The 16,663-nt window shown below is 74.8% G+C and carries 17 protein-coding genes; 6 read left to right on the plus strand and 11 right to left on the minus strand.

Annotation, left to right across the window (positions count from 1 at the left end):
• The first annotated feature begins 145 nt into the window (after window positions 1–145).
• Window positions 146–1,072, plus strand: coding sequence for a hypothetical protein (locus tag ACI79U_RS16710; RefSeq protein WP_457069435.1), 927 nt, complete (start codon window positions 146–148; stop codon window positions 1,070–1,072).
• Window positions 1,073–1,200: 128 nt separating this feature from the next.
• Here ACI79U_RS16710 and ACI79U_RS16715 read toward each other — a convergent pair whose 3' ends face one another.
• The 4 genes from ACI79U_RS16715 to ACI79U_RS16730 form a co-directional block, all read right to left on the minus strand.
• Window positions 1,201–2,499, minus strand: coding sequence for a PhoH family protein (locus ACI79U_RS16715; protein WP_457069433.1), 1,299 nt, complete (start codon window positions 2,497–2,499; stop codon window positions 1,201–1,203).
• A 341-nt stretch (window positions 2,500–2,840) separates the two neighbouring features.
• Entirely contained in the window at window positions 2,841–3,020 is a 180-nt protein-coding gene (locus ACI79U_RS16720) for a hypothetical protein (protein WP_457069431.1), read from the minus strand.
• Window positions 3,021–3,022: 2 nt separating this feature from the next.
• Entirely contained in the window at window positions 3,023–4,240 is a 1,218-nt protein-coding gene (locus ACI79U_RS16725) for a DUF885 domain-containing protein (RefSeq protein ID WP_457069429.1), read from the minus strand.
• A gap of 26 nt (window positions 4,241–4,266) precedes the next feature.
• Window positions 4,267–5,046, minus strand: a complete 780-nt coding sequence (locus ACI79U_RS16730) for an isoprenyl transferase (protein ID WP_457069427.1) — start codon at window positions 5,044–5,046, stop codon at window positions 4,267–4,269.
• Window positions 5,047–5,160: 114 nt separating this feature from the next.
• Here ACI79U_RS16730 and trhA point away from each other — a divergent pair, with 114 nt between their 5' ends.
• Window positions 5,161–5,991, plus strand: a complete 831-nt coding sequence (gene trhA, locus ACI79U_RS16735; RefSeq protein ID WP_457069425.1) for a PAQR family membrane homeostasis protein TrhA — start codon at window positions 5,161–5,163, stop codon at window positions 5,989–5,991.
• A gap of 225 nt (window positions 5,992–6,216) precedes the next feature.
• Here the strand turns inward: trhA and ACI79U_RS16740 are convergent, their stop codons facing one another.
• Genes ACI79U_RS16740 through ACI79U_RS16750 form a run of 3 tightly spaced genes read right to left on the minus strand, consistent with a single transcriptional unit; the run spans window position 6,217 to window position 10,140 of the window.
• Complete coding sequence (locus ACI79U_RS16740) at window positions 6,217–7,467, minus strand: geranylgeranyl reductase family protein (protein ID WP_457069423.1); 1,251 nt, start codon at window positions 7,465–7,467, stop codon at window positions 6,217–6,219.
• A gap of 35 nt (window positions 7,468–7,502) precedes the next feature.
• Entirely contained in the window at window positions 7,503–8,087 is a 585-nt protein-coding gene (locus tag ACI79U_RS16745; protein ID WP_457069421.1) for a hypothetical protein, read from the minus strand.
• 46 nt (window positions 8,088–8,133) lie between these two features.
• Window positions 8,134–10,140 (minus strand): thioredoxin domain-containing protein, encoded by a 2,007-nt coding sequence (locus ACI79U_RS16750; protein WP_457069419.1) that lies wholly within the window; start codon window positions 10,138–10,140, stop codon window positions 8,134–8,136.
• A gap of 130 nt (window positions 10,141–10,270) precedes the next feature.
• Here ACI79U_RS16750 and ACI79U_RS16755 point away from each other — a divergent pair, with 130 nt between their 5' ends.
• Together ACI79U_RS16755 and ACI79U_RS16760 are read left to right on the plus strand one after the other, a co-directional pair.
• On the plus strand, window positions 10,271–10,846 hold the full coding sequence (locus ACI79U_RS16755) for an AMIN-like domain-containing (lipo)protein (protein ID WP_457069417.1): 576 nt from the start codon (window positions 10,271–10,273) through the stop codon (window positions 10,844–10,846).
• A 211-nt stretch (window positions 10,847–11,057) separates the two neighbouring features.
• Window positions 11,058–11,627, plus strand: coding sequence for an AMIN-like domain-containing (lipo)protein (locus ACI79U_RS16760; RefSeq protein ID WP_457069415.1), 570 nt, complete (start codon window positions 11,058–11,060; stop codon window positions 11,625–11,627).
• 4 nt (window positions 11,628–11,631) lie between these two features.
• On the opposite strand, the gene ACI79U_RS16765 is transcribed toward ACI79U_RS16760, so the two are convergent.
• The 3 genes from ACI79U_RS16765 to mca all read right to left on the minus strand — a co-directional run bounded on the left by ACI79U_RS16765 (window position 11,632) and on the right by mca (window position 13,409).
• The gene (locus ACI79U_RS16765; RefSeq protein ID WP_457069413.1) at window positions 11,632–12,135 is read right to left on the minus strand and encodes a phosphate-starvation-inducible PsiE family protein; all 504 of its coding nucleotides are present in this window, start codon (window positions 12,133–12,135) and stop codon (window positions 11,632–11,634) included.
• Between the two features lie 66 nt (window positions 12,136–12,201).
• Window positions 12,202–12,525 carry a hypothetical protein gene (locus tag ACI79U_RS16770; RefSeq protein ID WP_457069411.1) on the minus strand — a complete coding sequence of 108 codons (324 nt, stop codon included), beginning with the start codon at window positions 12,523–12,525 and terminating at the stop codon, window positions 12,202–12,204.
• Window positions 12,522–13,409: a mycothiol conjugate amidase Mca gene (gene mca / locus ACI79U_RS16775; RefSeq protein ID WP_457069409.1), complete on the minus strand. Its 888-nt coding sequence runs from the start codon at window positions 13,407–13,409 to the stop codon at window positions 12,522–12,524. The genes ACI79U_RS16770 and mca overlap by 4 nt, the downstream gene beginning before the upstream one ends.
• Window positions 13,410–13,559: 150 nt before the next feature.
• Here mca and greA point away from each other — a divergent pair, with 150 nt between their 5' ends.
• Entirely contained in the window at window positions 13,560–14,066 is a 507-nt protein-coding gene (gene greA / locus ACI79U_RS16780; protein ID WP_457069407.1) for a transcription elongation factor GreA, read from the plus strand.
• A gap of 4 nt (window positions 14,067–14,070) precedes the next feature.
• On the plus strand, window positions 14,071–14,418 hold the full coding sequence (locus tag ACI79U_RS16785; RefSeq protein ID WP_457069405.1) for an RNHCP domain-containing protein: 348 nt from the start codon (window positions 14,071–14,073) through the stop codon (window positions 14,416–14,418).
• A gap of 151 nt (window positions 14,419–14,569) precedes the next feature.
• Here ACI79U_RS16785 and ACI79U_RS16790 read toward each other — a convergent pair whose 3' ends face one another.
• Window positions 14,570–16,657, minus strand: coding sequence for a M3 family metallopeptidase (locus ACI79U_RS16790; protein WP_457069403.1), 2,088 nt, complete (start codon window positions 16,655–16,657; stop codon window positions 14,570–14,572).
• Between the last annotated feature and the right edge of the window lie 6 nt (window positions 16,658–16,663).

Below are 16,663 nucleotides of genomic sequence, written 5' to 3' on the forward strand. Positions count from 1 at the left end.
CGCAGCAGCCCGTGGGATGCGCGCGAAGAGCGTGAAAGCGTGACGGGTCCGGGGCTCGGCGGGCCCGCCGTCCACAACCCGCGGCCGTGTCCACAGGCGACCCGGGGCTGGTCACCGGTGCCCCGGGCGGCGGCACCGTGGGCGCATGGATCCCACGGAGCGCCCGCCGACTGTGGTCCTGCGATCTCGAGCACTCGCCGCCGGCCTGGCCGACGACGAGATCCGCCGGCTCCGCCGCCGCGGGGAGTGGACGACGCTGCAGCGCGGCGCCTACCTGGTGGGGCCGGGTGACGTCGCCCCTCGGCACCGTCATCTCCTCCGGGTGCGGGCCACCGTGTCCGGCCTGCGCACCCCGGCGGTGGTGAGTCATGCCTCGGCCGCGGCCGTGCACGGGCTCCCGCTGTGGGGCGTCCCACTGCACCACGTCCACGTCACCAGGCAGCCGCCTGCGCGCGCCGTCCGGGAGAGCCGCCTGCATTCCCATGCCGCACGCCTGGCGGTGGATGACGTGGTGGTGGTCGACGGGCTGACGGTCACCGGTGTGGCCCGCACGGTGGTCGACCTCGCGCGGTCGCTGCCCTTCGCGCCCGCGCTCGCCGTGGCCGATGCCGCGCTGCACCACGGGCTGACGACGCCCGCCGAGCTCGTCGACGTGGCGGCGGCAGCCGCCGGCAACCGGGGCAGTCGTGGGGCCCGGCGGGTGGTGACCGCGGCGGATCGGCGCAGCGAGAGCGTCGGGGAGAGCCGGAGCCGCGCGGTCATGATCGAGGCGGGGCTGCCCGTGCCCGACCTGCAGGTCGCGGTCCACCGGTTCGACGGTGCGTTCGTCGGCCGCAGTGACTTCGGCTGGCGGCAGCAGCGACTGCTCGGTGAGTTCGACGGTCGGATCAAGTACGGCCGGTTACTCCGCCCGGGGCAGTCACCCGGGGACGCCGTGTTCGAGGAGAAGCGGCGGGAGGACGCCCTCCGCGACGAGCGGTGGGGCGTGGTGCGCTGGGTCTGGGTCGAGCTGGACACCCCGCAGGTCGTCGTCGACCGGGTCGCACGAGCCCTCGCCCGACCGGTCCGGTGACCGCGTCACACGCTCTCCGGCCGCTTCCCACGCGTTGGAGCACGAGGAGAGCGACCCGAGAACGTGGGAGGCACCCTGCGCCGGCGCCCGGCCGGGTGGCTCCTGGGCGGGCGACGGCGCTGGCCGGGTCAGTGCGGGAGGTCCTCCAGCATCTCGGTGACCAGGGCGGCGATCGGCGAGCGCTCCGAGCGGGTCAGCGTCACGTGCGCGAACAGCGGGTGCCCCTTGAGCGCCTCGATCACCGCGGTGACGCCGTCGTGCCGGCCGACCCGCAGGTTGTCCCGCTGCGCCACGTCGTGGGTGAGCACGACGCGGGAGTTGGTGCCCAGCCGGGACAGCACGGTCAGCAGCACCCCACGCTCCAGCGACTGCGCCTCGTCGACGATCACGAACGAGTCGTGCAGCGAGCGGCCGCGGATGTGGGTCAGCGGCAGCACCTCGATCAGCCCCCGCGCGAGGATCTCCTCGACGACGTCACCGGAGACCAGCGCCCCCAGGGTGTCGAAGACCGCCTGCGCCCAGGGCGCCATCTTCTCGCCCTCGCTGCCGGGCAGGTAGCCCAGCTCCTGCCCGCCGACGGCGTACAGCGGGCGGAAGATGACCACCTTCTTGTGCGCCCGCCGCTCCATCACCGAGTCCAGGCCCGCGCAGAGCGCCAGCGCCGACTTGCCGGTGCCGGCGCGCCCACCCATCGACACGATCCCGATCTCGGGGTCCAGCAGCAGGTCCAGCGCGATCCGCTGCTCCGCCGAGCGCCCGTGCAGCCCGAACGCCTCCCGGTCACCGCGCACCAGGCGCACCTGCTTGTCCGGGGTGACCCGGCCCAGCGCCGAACCGCGGGAGGACAGCAGCACCAGCCCGGTGTGCGTGGGCAGCTCGGCGGCGGCCGGCAGGAACACCGATCCGGCGTCGTAGAGCTCGCTGATCTCCGCGTCGTCCAGCGACAGCTCGGTCATGCCGGTCCACCCGGCGTCCACGATGCCCAGCCCGCGGTACTCCTCGGCGGGCAGCCCCACGGCGGCCGCCTTCACCCGCAGCGGGACGTCCTTGGTCACCAGGCAGACGTCCCGGCCCTCCGCCCGCAGGTTCAGCGCGACCACCATGATCCGGGAGTCGTTGCTGTCGTTGCGGAAGCCGGCGGGCAGCGACGAGGGGTCGCTGTGGTTGAGCTCGACGTGCAGCGTGCCGCCGTCCTCCCCCACCGGGACCGGGGCGTCGAGCCGGCCGTGCTGGACGCGCAGGTCGTCCAGCCGGCGCAGCGTCTGCCGGGCGAACCAGCCCAGCTCCGGGTGGTCGCGCTTGTCCTCCAGCTCCCCGATGACCACCAGCGGGAGCACCACCTCGTGCTCGGCGAAGCGCAGCAGCGCTCCCGGATCGGAGAGCAGGACGGAGGTGTCGAGGACGTACGTGCGGCGGCGAGTGCTCACGCGGCCACCTCGCTGGCGCTCGGCACCGCGTTCGCGGGGCTGCTGTGCTGCTGGGACCTCGCAAGCTCGGTCATGACGACTCCCGAGGGACGCCACCCTGGTGACAAGGCGCGCCCCGGCTCGAAGGTGACCGGGTCCCGGCGCAGGGGCCGGGACTCGGCCCCTCTGGTCGACGATCGCTGTCGCACCAACCGGGCCTCCCGAGGACGGTGAGGCGGGCTCCCCGTCCACTGCGGACGTTAGGCCCTCACCCCGACAGAAGCGCCGGCGTGACACGCGAAGGGGTGACACGCGAAGCGATCGCCATCGGCTGTTCTCCTGCCCGAAACACAGGCCCCGGGTCAGCTCCCGCGGCGCGGGCGGACGGCGACGGCGGCCCACAGCACGGGCACGAGCAGCACCGGCCACTGCAACGACAGGTCACCCAGCCACAGCAGCCCCGCCACCAGCAGCACGAACAGCCACCCCGCCGTCCAGAGCCCCAGCGTCCGCCGCTCGGCCGCGGTCGTCCCCGTCGACACGGTCAGGCGACCGCGAGCTCGGCGGTGACCGCCGCCGGTGTCAGCGGCTCGTCCAGCAACCGGACGAAGCGGTCGGCCACGGGCTGCTCGGCCGGCCGCGCCGCCAGCCACCGCGCCAGCAGGTCGTAGCCCTCGACGTAGGTGGTGATGTAGGCCCGCCACAGCGGATCGGTGAGGAAGCGCAACTGCTGGACCGCCCGGTCGTGGCTGACCAGCGCCCACTGCTGCAGGTGGCGGATCACCTCGTCGGGGTCCGCCCCCCGGTCGTGCAGCAGGATCGCGGCGTCCTGCCGCACCCGGTTCAGCGGTGCCGCGGCCGCCGCGACCCGCTCGGCCAGCCCGCCGTCGAACCGCAGCCCCAGGTCGCCGAGCACCTCGGCGGACCAGGCTCCCCAGCCCTCGCCCACCGCGGCCTCCAGGCCCAGGTCGGCGAGGCCCTCCGCCATCAGGCACTCGGGGGTGTTCACCAGAAACACGGTGTGCTCCACGTGCTCGTCCCGCTCGACCAGGCCCCGCTCCTTGCGGCAGTGCTCGGTGTGGTGGCCGGGGTAGGACTCGTGGGCCACCAGGTGCGGCAGCTGCGCCATCCGGTGCGGCAGGTCGGCGTTGATCGCCACCCGCGAGCGGTAGTCGCCCTCGTAGTAGTTGAACCCCGACCACGGCTTGTCGGTGACCACCTCGTACCGCACCGTCTCGGCCTCGGGCAGGCCGTACCGGCCGCGCACCCGGTCACGCAGCGCCGAGGAGAGCGCGTGGACGGCCGCCTCCAGCCGCTGCGGTGGGCACTCCTCCCGGCGGCGGTGCGCCGCGTACCGCTCGGCGAGCGTGCCGCTGCCCGGCAGCAGCTCGCCCAGCGCCTCGTGGGCCGCGGCGTACTCGGCCGGGTCGCCGAGGGCGACGTCGACCTGGAAGTAGGCGCGCACCTCGGCCAGGTAGCCGACCGGCTCCGCACCCATCTTCCGGGCCGAGCACTCCAGCCCGGTGAGCTGACCGCGGAGGAACTCGGCGCGGGCGGCGGGCAGCGCCGCGGAGTCCAGCTCGGCCAGCAGCGCCCGGGCCTGGTCCCGCAGGCCGGCCGGGGTGGGCGCCGGCTCGTCGGCGACCTGGGCGCGCAGCCGGGGGTCGCCGGTGTAGGCGTCGACGAAGCCCGGCTCCAGCCGGTCGAAGCGCAGCCCCAGTCGCACGTACTCGAGCGGGAGGTCCAGGGCGCCGGCGGTCATGTCCCGCAGTCTCGCAGCCGCTGCGGTCAGCCCCCGAAGCGGCGGTGCCGGGCCGCGTAGGCGCGCAGCGCCCGCAGCAGGTCGACGCGGCGGAACTCCGGCCAGTAGACGTCGGTGAAGTGGAACTCCGAGTGGGCGGTCTGCCACAGCAGGAAGCCCGACAGCCGCTGCTCCCCGCTGGTCCGGATCACCAGGTCCGGGTCGGGCTGCCCGCGGGTGTACAGGTGCTCGGCGATGTGGTCGACGTCGAGCACCTCGACCAGCTCGTCCAGCGACGTCCCGCGCGCGGCGTGCTCGGCCAGCAACGACCGGACGGCGTCGGCGATCTCCCGCCGCCCGCCGTAGCCGACCGCCAGGTTGACCGAGGCCCCCGGCCGGTCGCGGGTGTCCTCCTCGGCCTGCTTCAGCACCGCCACCGTCTCCGCCGGCAGCAGCTCCAGCGCACCGACCGCCCGCAGGTGCCAGCGGCGGTCCGGGCCGGCCAGGTCGCAGGCCACCCCCTCGATGATCCGCAGCAGCGGGGTCAGCTCCGGCTCGGGACGCTGCAGGTTGTCGGTGGAGAGGAGGAAGAGGGTGACCACCTCCACGCCCGCCTCGTCGCACCAGCGCAGCAGGTCGGCGATCTTGTCCGCACCGCGGCGATGGCCCTCGCTGACGTCCTCCAGACCGATCGCCCGGGCCCAGCGGCGGTTCCCGTCGATGATCACGCCGACGTGGCGGGGGGTGTCCGCGCCGATCAGGCCGCGCGCCAGCCGGCGCTCGTACACGGCGGTGAGCAGGTTCCGGACCTTCGCTCTCACCCCCACGGCGCTCACCCTAGGACCCGCGGCCCCCCGCGGCTGGACGCACACCCGGGACCGACAGCGAGGTCACAGCCGCCAGGAGATGACGACGGACCTACGGCTTCGTAACCTCGGCCCATGAGCGCACCATCCGACCGCCGCGAACCCGCGCGGGTCCAGGCCGACGGCGCCGAGGTGGAGGGCCCGATCGACCAGGCCCTCGACACCGTCCAGCGCGAGGGTGAACGCGTCGAGGCGGTCGAGCAGGACGGCCGCTGGACCGTCGCCGACTACGGCGACAAGGACTTCGACCACCCCGACACCCGGCCCCGGCTGCGCGGCTGGCTGCACCTGTTCGCCTTCTTCGGGTCGATCATCGCCGCCGCCGTGCTCATCCCGCTGGCCGCCGTCCAGAGCGCCCGCGCCGGCTGGTCGGTCGCGCTCTACTGCGTCACCATCCTCGGGCTGTTCGGCACCAGCGCGCTGTACCACCGCCGCCGGTGGTCCCCGCGCGGCTGGAAGCTGATGAAACGCGCCGACCACTCGATGATCTTCGTGTTCATCGCCGGCACCTACACCCCCTTCGCCCTGCTGGCCGTCCCCGAACCCACCGGCCGGTGGCTGCTCACCCTCGTGTGGTCCGGGGCCGCCCTGGGGGTGGCGCTGAAGGTGGCCTGGCCGACCTCCCCCCGCTGGCTGGGCGTGCCGATCTACCTGGCGCTGGGCTGGGCGGCGGTGTTCGTGCTGGTCGACATCCTGCAGCTGGCCGGCGTCACCGCGCTGGTGCTGCTCGCCGCCGGGGGTCTGCTCTACAGCGCCGGCGCGATCGCCTACGCGAGCAAGTGGCCCAACCCCTGGCCGGGCACCTTCGGCTACCACGAGGTCTTCCACGCGATGACGATCGTGGCCGCCGCCTGCCACTACATCGCCATCTACTTCGTCATCTACAACAGCCCGATTGCTTCGTGATCCTCCGGATCACACCGCGGCCGGTGTCACCGCGATCCTGCCGGATCGCACCGCGGCCAGGTGCCGTGCCCGGCCTGCGCTGAGCCGTTTCGAGCCCCGCAGCCGGGAGCCTCCGGCCCCGCGGCCGCAAGCCTCTGCGAGCTCCGCTCGCGGGTCCGTCCGGGCCGGCTCGCGTCGTGCGACGGCGGCGGACGGCCTCCGGCCGCCACACCGCCGTCCCACCGCTCAGGTGAACGGGGGCCGGGCGTCGAGCTTCAGGGACAGCTTGCCGGCGGTGCGCCAGGCGCGGGCGACGACGTCGCGGTCGGCCTCGGTGACCAGGTTTCCCATCACCCGCAGCGCCACGGTCATCAGCACCCGCGACCGCATCCCCACCGGCCCGGCGGCCGGCAAGAACCGGGGCACGGTGAGCAGCCCCGCCAGCCGGCGGGCGATGGAGAACGCCTCGCCGTAGTGCCGCCGCAGCGTCGCCGGCCAGGCCCGCGACCAGTCCGCCTCGTCGAACAGCTCGACCAGGCTGCGCCCGGTCTCCAGGCCGTAGTCGATGCCCTCGCCGTTGAGCGGGTTCACGCAGCCCGCGGCGTCCCCGATCAGCGCCCAGTTGCGCCCGGCCACCCCCGAGACCGCACCACCCATCGGCAGCAGCGCGCTCGCCGGCGCGCGGACGGCGCCCTCGATCTGCCACTCCTCGCGCCGCTGGTCGGTGTAGAGCTCCAGCAGGCTGCGCAACCGGACGTCGGCCGGGCGCTTCTCGGTGGCCAGCGTGCCCACCCCGACGTTCACCTCGCCGGCCTCCGCCCCCAGCGGGAACACCCAGCCGTAGCCGGACAGCAGCTCGCCCCCGGCGCCGCGCAGCTCCAGGTGCGAGGAGATCCACTCGTCGTCGCTGCGGCCCGACCGCACGTACCCCCGGGCGGCCACGCCGTAGGCGGTCTCCCGGTGCCACTCCCGGCCCAGCACCTTGCCCAGCGGGGAGCGCACCCCGTCGGCGACCACCAGCCGCCGGCAGGCGACCGTCGTCGTCGAGTCGTCGGGACGGCGGAAGACCACCGCAGCCACCCGGTCGCCGTCCCGCTCGACGTCCACCGCCCGGGCGCCGTCCAGCGGGACCGCGCCGGCGTCGACGGCGACGCCGCGGATCCGGGCGTCCAGCTCGGTGCGGGGCACCGCACCGCCGTGGTCGGGCAGCGCGCCGCCGGGCCAGGGCAGCAGCAGCTCCTGGCCGAACCCGGCGGCGCGCAGGCCGCGGTTGCGGCCGCGGGCGCGGACCCAGTCCCCGAGGCCGAGCCTGTCGAGCTCACCCATCGCGCGGGGGGTCAGCCCGTCGCCGCAGGTCTTGTCACGCGGGAAGACGGCGGCGTCGGCGAGGACGACCTCGGCGCCCGACCGCGCGGCCCAGGCGGCCGCCGCCGAGCCCGCCGGCCCCGCTCCCACCACGAGGACGTCGGTCTCGGCGGGCTCCGCGGTGGTCGGCACCAACCCAGTGTCCCCGATGCCGGGACGGCGCCCTGCTACTGCGGGCCGCGGGCCCGGACCTCCTCCACCGACGCCATCGCCGCCCGCAGCTCGGCCAGCCACTCGTCGGCGTGCTGCCCGACCAGCCGCACCGCCCAGACCAGGGCCTCCGAGCGGGACCGGGCGACACCGGCGTCGACCAGCGTGTCGAGCACCAGGCGCTCGGGCTGGCGCAGCCGGGTCATCACCGGCACCGAGACGGTGGTGAAGACCTCGCGGACGTCACCGCAGGTGGCGCCCCAGGCCACCGAGCGGCCGTAGCGCGCCTGCGCGGCATCGGCGATCGCCATCCGCTGCTGGCGGGTCTGCTCGCGGAAGCGGGCGATCCGCCCGGCGCGGGCCGCCGTCGGGTCGCCGTCCCCGGCGTCGGGCTCCGGGACGGCGCCGACGACGGTGATCTCGTCCCGGTCGATGGTCAGCTCGACGGGCGCGGTGAACCAGTCGTCGGGCAGCCGGCCGGCGAACCAGCCGGCCACCTCGGCCCGCTCGACCGGCGGCGGGGCGTCGACCCCCCGGCCGCGGGCCCGGCCACGGCCGGGAAAGCCCTCGGGCGGGAAGCGGTGGTGGTGGTGTGCGTGCACGGTGCCCTCCTCGGGAACGACGACACACACAAATGTAATCGTGTAATCAGTCGCGCGATGGGGTCATCGCTTCGCTCAGAGCGGACACGTCGACGACCGGCGCCGAGCAGACGAACCCGCGGCAGACGTAGGCCGCTGGGCGGCCGCCCAGCGGGGGCCGGTCGGCCAGCAGGGGCACCCCGGGCGCATCCGGCTCGCCCGCCACCACGACGGCGCCGGGGCTGGTGCTGGCCCGGGCCGCGGCCGCCAGCGCGTCCCGCTCGGGGCCGGCCGGGCCGCTCACCGCCACCTCCAGCGGTCCGGCGAGCAGCGCCTCCCCCACCGCGGCCGCCCAGCCGGCGGCCTGCGGCGCGTGTTCCACGAGCCGGGCGAGCGTCGCCAACGCCGCCTCGCCGCGCGCCCGGTCCCCGGGTGCGCCGGCCAGCGCGGCGTGGGTGACCAGCGCACCGGCGGCCGCGGCGATGCCGGCCGGCGTGGGCCCGTCGGCGGGGTCGAACGGGCGGTGCACCAGCGCCTCGGCGTCGGCCGCGGTGTCGTGCCACGCGCCGTCCGCGTCGACGAACTGGTCGGCGACGACGGCGAGCAGCTCCCCGGCCCACGCCAGCCACCGCCCCTCTGCGCTGGCCGCGTGCAACGCCAGCAGCCCCTCGGCCAGGTCGCCGTAGTCCTCCAGCACCCCGGCGTGGGCGCCGACGACGCCGTCCCGGGAGGCGCGCCGCAGCCGCCCGGCCACCCAGTGGGTGCGGTGCAGCAGCTCGGCGGCGCGACGGGCGGCGCCCACCAGCCGCTCGTCGCCGGTGAGCGCCCCGTGGTCGGCCAGCGCGGCGATCGCCAGCCCGTTCCAGGCGGTCACCACCTTGTCGTCGCGCGCCGGTTGCGGGCGGCCGGCACGCGCATCGGTCAGCGCGGCCCGCACCCGGGCGTAGCGGACCGGGTCGTCGGGGTCGTCCAGCAGCTGCAGCGTGGAGGTGCCGTGCTCGAAGGTGCCCTCGGCGGTCACGGAGAACAGGTCGGCGGCCCAGGCGCCGTCGTCCTCGCCCAGCACCTCGGCCAGCTGGGCCGGGGTCCAGACGTAGGTCAGCCCCTCGACGCCCTCGGTGTCGGCGTCCAGCGCCGAGGCGAAGCCACCCTCGGCGGTGCCCAGGTCGCGCAGCAGGAACGCGGCGGCCTCGTCGGCCACCCGCCGGGCCCAGCCCAGGCCGGTGGTCCGCCAGAGGTGCGAGTACACGCGCAGCAGCAGGGCGTTGTCGTAGAGCATCTTCTCGAAGTGCGGCACCACCCAGCGGTCGTCGACGGCGTACCGGGCGAACCCGCCGGCCAGCTGGTCGTGGATGCCCCCGCGGGCCATCGCCTCCGCCGTCCCGACGGCCATCCGCAGCGTCTGCTCGTCTCCCCGCCGGGCGTGCGCCCGGAGCAGGAACTCCAGCAGCATCGCCGGCGGGAACTTCGGCGCCGCACCGAAGCCCCCGGCCGCCCGGTCGTAGGAGTCGGCGAGGGTGGCGACCGCGCCGTCCAGCAGGTCGGCCGACAGCGGGGCCGGGTCGCCGAGGTCCAGCCGGCCGGAGATGCCGGCGACGATCTCGCCACCCGCGTGCTCCAGTTCGTCCCGGCGCGTCGCCCACGCGTCGCTGACCGCCGCGAGCACCCGCCGGAAGGCCGGCAGCTGCGGGTGCGGCCGGGGTGGGAAGTAGGTGCCGCAGTAGAACGGTGCGCCGTCGGGGGTGGTGAAGACGGTCATCGGCCACCCGCCCTGCCCGGTGAGCGCCTGGGTGGCGGCCATGTAGACGCTGTCGACGTCCGGCCGCTCCTCCCGGTCGACCTTCACGCAGACGAACCCGGCGTTCATCTGCGCCGCGGTCGCGGGGTCCTCGAACGACTCGTGGGCCATCACGTGGCACCAGTGGCAGGCGGCGTAGCCGACCGAGACGAGCACCGGGACCCCGCGCTCCCGCGCCTCGGCGAACGCCTCGGGCCCCCACTCGCGCCAGTCGACGGGGTTGTCGGCGTGCTGGAGCAGGTACGGCGAGGTCGCGGAGGCCAGTCGGTTCGACATCCCGCAGGGCTACCCGTTCTTCCGCCACCATGCGCGGCCCGGGCCCGCCCGGGACATGACGATCCGGTGTCGTGGGGTTGGCGGACCACCGGACGGCGCACCCCTGGGGGACCGACGGAGGAGGTCGAGCATGACACCGACCCGAGCACGCAGCGCACTGGTGACAGCCGCCGCCACGGCTCTCGTGGTGCTGGGCGCCCCGCTGCCCGCGTCCGCGACGCAGGGCCCCTGGTGCGGCCTCCACTGGGGCTCGCTGCCGGAGGCCACGGCCGTCGTGGAGCGGCCCGCCGGCCAGGTCACCGACGTCCGGGCGGGCCAGCACCCCTGCTTCGACCGGCTGGTGGTCGACCTCGAGGCGGGGCGCGCGGGCGGCTACGACGTGCGGTACGTCGACCAGGTCAGCGCCCAGGGGTCCGGCACGCCGGTGCCGGTCGACGGTGGCGCCGTCCTGCAGGTGGTCGTGCGGGCGCCGGCCTACGACGCCTCCCGGGGCGCCACCCACCTGCCCGCCGACCCGGCTCACGTCGTCGACGTCCGGGGCGCGCGCACGCTGGAGCAGGTGGCCTGGGCCGGCTCCTTCGAGGGGCAGACGTCGCTGGCCGTCGGCACCCGCGCCCGGCTGCCGTTCCGGGTGCTCGTGCTCGACGGCGCCCCGGGTTCGCCCGACGGCGCCCGGGTGGTCGTGGACGTCGCCCACCACTGGTGACCGGACCCGCCGACGGGTGATCGGTGGCGCCCGACCGGCCCTGCCCTCAGCCACCTCGCGGCTCTGATCAGCGACGACGCCCCGCCGGCTCGACGAGATCTGCCAGCCGGCCGGAGCACGGTTCATCCGTTGTGACGTACCGGTCCGCCTGGTGGTCGATCGGCGTGTCCGAGGACGCTTCCGGTGTCGCCCATCACCCCCGGAGGCAGCCGTGAACCGTCCCCGTCCCCTGTCCCTCGTCCTCGTCGTCGCGGCTGCGATCGGCAGCCTGCTCGGGCTCGCCGGCCCGGCCGCAGCCGCCCCCTGGTGCGGCATCACCTGGGGCTCGCTGCCCAAGGCGGCCGAGGCCCACGACCGCGAGAGCCTCAACGGCGTCCGTGCCGGCCGGCACGAGTGCTTCGACCGCCTGGTGTTCGACGTCGGCGGTCAGGACGCCTGGTTCGGGTCCTACGACGTGCGCTACGTCCCGCAGGTCACCGCCGAGGGGACCGGTGCACTGGTCCCCCTCCGCGGCGGCGCGGCCCTGCAGGTCGTCGTCGGGGCCCCGGCCCACGACGAGCACGGCAACCCGACGTTCGTCCCGGCCGACCGCGGCGAGGTGGTGGACGTCTCCTCCTTCACCACCTTCCGACAGGTGGCGTGGGCCGGGTCCTACGAGGGCCGGAGCACCCTGGGGCTCGGCGTCCGCGCCCGGCTGCCCTTCCGGGTCTTCGTCCTGGCGGGCACCCCGAACACCGGCCACACCCCGCGGCTGGTGATCGACGTGGCGCACCGGTGGTGACGCGCTACCCCTCACCCTCGTCGGGCTCGCGTTCCTTGCGCCGCAGCATCCAGGCGGTGGCACCGAGCAGCACGACGAGGACGCCCAGGACGGCGATCTCGGTGATCCGGTCGTCGAACTCCGCGCCCCGGCCCAGCGCGCTCGCCGCCTCGACGGAGAGCACCACGATCTCCTTGATCGAGGCGATCACCCCGACCAGCAGGAACGGCTCGGCGACCAGCTGACGCTGCTCGACGGTCGTCCGGACGGCGAAGAGGAGCTCGACGACGATGAACACCAGCAGCAGGACGTCGAGCAGCTCCAGGATCGGCGTCTGGGAGAAGTCGCTGGTCAGCTGCCAGGTGGTGCGGCCGGCCAGGACGAGCAGCACCAGGGCGGTGAGCACCGGGAACAGCGCGATCCCGGCGTAGACGACGTTCTCCGCCCACTCCAGCAGTCGCGTGCCCCAGCGCCCGAGGCCGGAGGCGGGGTCGCGCTGCTCGGGGTCGCGGGTCCGCGCGGAGGCCATCCGGTGATCCTGGCCGACCGGTGTCCCGGCGGTGGGCCGGGACACCGGTGCACTCCCCCGTCCGGGTCAGCCCCGGTCGGGGTTCCCGGGCCGGGGTGGCTCGATCGCCCGCGGGGCGCGCCGCAGGGTCTCCAGCAGCTCCTCCCCGGACTCCCGCGCGGGCCGGTCGTCGACGAGCCCGGCCGGGCTGTCCGGCACCTGGTCGGCCGGGTCGAAGCTCGTCGGCAGCCGCTTGAGGTGCTTGGTCATCGACCGGACGAGGAAGAGGATCGCGATCAGCAGCACGACGATGAGCAGCAGGCCCAGCGGGCCGGACTTGCCGACGTCCTCCGGCAGCTGCTCCGGCCCCTGGTCGACGAAGGCCAGGACCTCCACGAACGCGGCGTTCACGCGGCACGCTCCGAGGTGCGCACGCCGGCGAAGAGGTCGTCCTCCGGCAGCCGGGAGTCGACCACCGAGCGGGCCAGCTCGTAGTCCTCGGTGGGCCAGGTGTCGGTCTGCACGTCGATCGGGACCGAGAACCAGCGCCCGGTGGGGTCGATCTGGGTGGCGTGCGCGATCAGCGCGGCGTCCCGGACCGGGAAGTACTCCGCGCAGGGCACCCGGGTGGTGACCCGGTGGGACATGTCCCGGCTCTCGTCCCAGGTCTCCAGCCACTCCGTGTACGGCGACTCCGCGCCGGTGGCGAGCATCGCCTCGTGCAGGGCCTTGTACCGGGGCAGCGTGAAGCTCATGTGGTAGTAGAGCTTGCTCGGCTGCCACGGGTCGCCCAGCTCGGGGTACCGGTCCGGGTCGCCGGCGGCCTCGAAGGCGTGCACCGAGATCTCGTGGGTCTTGATGTGGTCGGGGTGGGGGTACCCGCCGCGCTCGTCGTAGGTGGTGATCACCTGGGGCCGGAACCGGCGGATCAGCGCCACCAGCGGGGCGGCGGCCTCCTCGATCGGCACCAGCGCGAAGCAGCCGTCCGGCAGCGGCGGCAGCGGGTCGCCCTCCGGCAGGCCGGAGTCGACGAAGCCGAGGAACTCCTGCTCCACCCCGAGGATCTCGCGCGCCCGGGCCATCTCCTCCATCCGCAGCTCGGTGATCCGCTCCCAGACCTCGGGGCGGTCCATGGCGGGGTTGAGCACGGACCCGCGCTCCCCCCCGGTGCAGGTGGCCACCATGACGCGGACACCCTCGGCGACGTACTTGGCCATGGTCGCGGCGCCCTTGCTCGACTCGTCGTCGGGATGGGCGTGCACCGCGAGCAGGCGCAGCTGATCCGGTTCGCTCACGCCGACCATCATCCCCCGTCGACGCGCGTCGTCACGCGCCCCCTCGGCTCCAGGACCGTGCGTGCGGTCACGTTCCGGTGTTACGTTGCTCGGATTGACCGCACGGTGACCCCTGACTGGGGGTCGCAATTCGAGCACCGGGAGTCATCCTTGTCCACCCCGACCGACGAGCAGGACCAGGGCGTCTGGCTGACGCAGGAGGCCCACGACCGGCTGCGCGCCGAGCTCGACCAGCTGGTGGCGAACCGTCCGGCCATGGCCAAGGAGATCAACGACCGCCGCGAGGAGGGTGACCTCAAGGAGAACGGCGGCTACCACGCGGCCCGCGAGGAGCAGGGCAAGCAGGAGGGCCGGATCCGCCAGCTCACCGACCTGCTGCGCAAGGCCCGGGTCGGCGAGCCGCCCACGACGGCGACCAAGGCCGCCGTCGGCACCGTGATCACCATCGCCTTCGACGGCGACGAGGACGACACCGAGAAGTTCCTGCTCGGCTCACGCGAGATCGCCGGCACCACGGACCTGACCGTCTACTCGCCCGAGTCCGCGCTCGGCGCGGCCATCGTGGGCGCGAAGCCCGGGTCGACGGTCACCTACACCGCGCCGAACGGCAACGACATCTCGGTGAAGGTCCTGGCCGTCGAGCCGTTCGTCCCCTGACCCCGTGGTGACCAGCACGGTGGACGACGGGCGCGCACGGTCCCGACGGGCGGAGAACACCTCGTTCGACTGCGTGCACTGCGCGACGCCGGTGCCGGCCAACTCCGACGGCCACTACCGCAACCACTGCCCGTGGTGTCTGTGGTCGTTGCACGTCGACGACCGGCCCGGTGACCGCGCGAGCGAGTGCCGGGCGCCGATGGAGCCGGTCGGCCTGGTGGAGAAGTCCGGGAAGGGCTGGCAGGTGGTGCACCGCTGCACGCGGTGCGGCCACCACCAGCCCAACCGGCTGGTCCGCGACGGCGCGGCCCCCGACGACCTCGACCTGGTGCTCCGACTCCCGTGGTTGTGAGTCCGGGAGGACGGTCTCCAGAACGACCGGCGGTACGGATCCGTCGCGCCAGCGACTGAGGGACCCCGGGTGGGGGCCGGAGGCCTCCGATCGGGGTCCCTCGCAACGGCTCAGCGCCCCTGGCACCGGGCAGTGGCCGCGGTGCGGTCCGTCAGGACCGCGATGAGCTGAGCCCCCGGCGGCGGAGCAGCGGGCCGGTGTCGGCATCGCGACCGCGGACGGCGCGGAAGGCGCCGAGCGGGTCGACCGAGCCGCCGCGGGAGAGCAGCCGATCGCGGAAGACGTCGCCGTTCTCCCGGCGCAGGCCCCCGTTCTCCTTGAACCACTCCACGGTGTCGGCGTCGAGCACCTCCGACCAGATGTAGGAGTAGTACCCGGCCGAGTAGCCGCCGGCGAAGACGTGCTGGAAGTACGTCGTCCGGTAGCGCGGCGGCACCAGGTCGTAGGCCACCCCGGCGTCGGCCAGTGCCTGCGCCTCGAACGCCTGCGGGTCGCTGACGTCGGTGTCCGGGGCGATCCGGTGCCAGGCCTGGTCGAGCAGGGTGGCGGCCAGGTACTCCAGGGTGGCGAAGCCCTCGCCCCACAGCGCCGCGGCCTCGAGCGCCTCGACGACCTCCTGGCCCAGCGGCTCACCGGTCTCGACGTGGCGGGCGTAGGAGGCCAGCACCTCGGGCCACAGCGCCCACATCTCGTTGACCTGGCTGGGGTACTCGACGAAGTCCCGCGGCACGCTGGTGCCGGAGAACCGCGGGTAGGTGACGTCGGAGAACAGGCCGTGCAGCGCGTGGCCGAACTCGTGGAAGAGGGTGTTCACCTCGTCCAGCGTCAGCAGCGTGGGCTCGCCGGCCGCGGGCTTGGTGACGTTGAGGTTGTTGAAGACCACCGGCCGGGTGCCCAGCAGCCGCGACTGGGTGACGAAGGCGCTCATCCAGGCCCCACCGCGCTTGCCCTCGCGGGCGTGGAAGTCGCCCAGGTACAGGCCCACCGGCTCGCCGTCGGCGCCGAAGACCTCCCAGACCCGGGTGTCGGGGTGGTAGCCGACGAGGTCCGGCCGCGGGGCGAACGTGTAGCCGTAGACCAGTTCGGCGGCCCGGAAGACGCCGTCGACCAGCACCCGGTCCAGCTCGAACCACGGCCGCAGCGCGGCGCTGTCGACGGCGTAGCGCTCGGCGCGGATCCGCTCGGAGTAGTACCCCCAGTCCCAGGGGGCGAGCTCGATCCCGTCGGCGGCGGCCAGCTCGGCGAGCACCCCGGCCTCGGCGTGGGCGTTGGCCACCGCGGGGGCGACCAGCTCGCCGAGCAGCCCGTCGACCGCGGCTGAGGTCTGCGCGGTCTGGTCGGCGGCGACCAGGTCGGCGTGGGTGCCGAAGCCGAGCAGCCGGGCACGCACCGCGCGGACGGTGGCGATCTCCGCGGCCACCGGGCCGTTGTCGTGCTCGCCCCCCGAGGCCCGGGTCACCGACGCCTCGTACAGCCGGCGCCGCAGGTCGCGGTTGCGCAGCCGGGCCAGCGCGGGCTGTCCGCTGGGCAGCACCAGGGTGAGCAGGAAGGCGCCCTCGTGGCCGCGTTCGGCGGCCGCGCCGGCCGCCGCGGCGACCTGCGCCGGGGACAGCCCGTCGAGCTCGGCGGGGTCGGTGACCAGCACGGCGGCGGCCTCGGTGGCCAGCTGCAGGTTCTGGTCGAAGCGGGTGTTCAGGCCGGCGAGCCGCTGGTTGAGCTCGCGCAGCTGGTCGCGGCCGGCGTCGTCGAGGGCGGCGCCGGAGAGGACGAAGTCGAGGTGGTACCGCTCGACCAGCCGCAGCGACTCGGGGTCCAGACCTGCGTCGTGGCGGCCGGCGTGGACGGCGTCGACCCGGGCGAACAGCGCCGGGTCGAGCAGGAGCGCGTCGGCGTGCGCCGCGGCGAGCGGGGCGATCTCCCGCTCGATCTCGCGGACCCGGTCGGAGGAGACCGCCGAGGTCAGGTTGGCGAACACCCGCTCGGCGCGGGCCAGCAGCTGCCCGGACCGCTCGAGCGCCACGACGGTGTTGTCGAAGGTCGGCCCGGCGGGGTCGGCCACGATCGCCGCGACCTCGGCCCGCTGCTCGGCCATGCCGGCCAGCAGCGCCTCCCGCACCTGCTCGACGGTGAGCTCGGCGAAGGGCGGCAGCTGGTAGGGCAGCGTCGAGGGCGCCGCCAGCGGGTGGGACTCGGGCAGGGGTGCGGAGGCCGGCGAGGTGGCCGGGTCAACGGTGCTCATCGCCGA

The sequence above is a fragment of the Modestobacter sp. SYSU DS0904 genome (assembly GCF_054051115.1).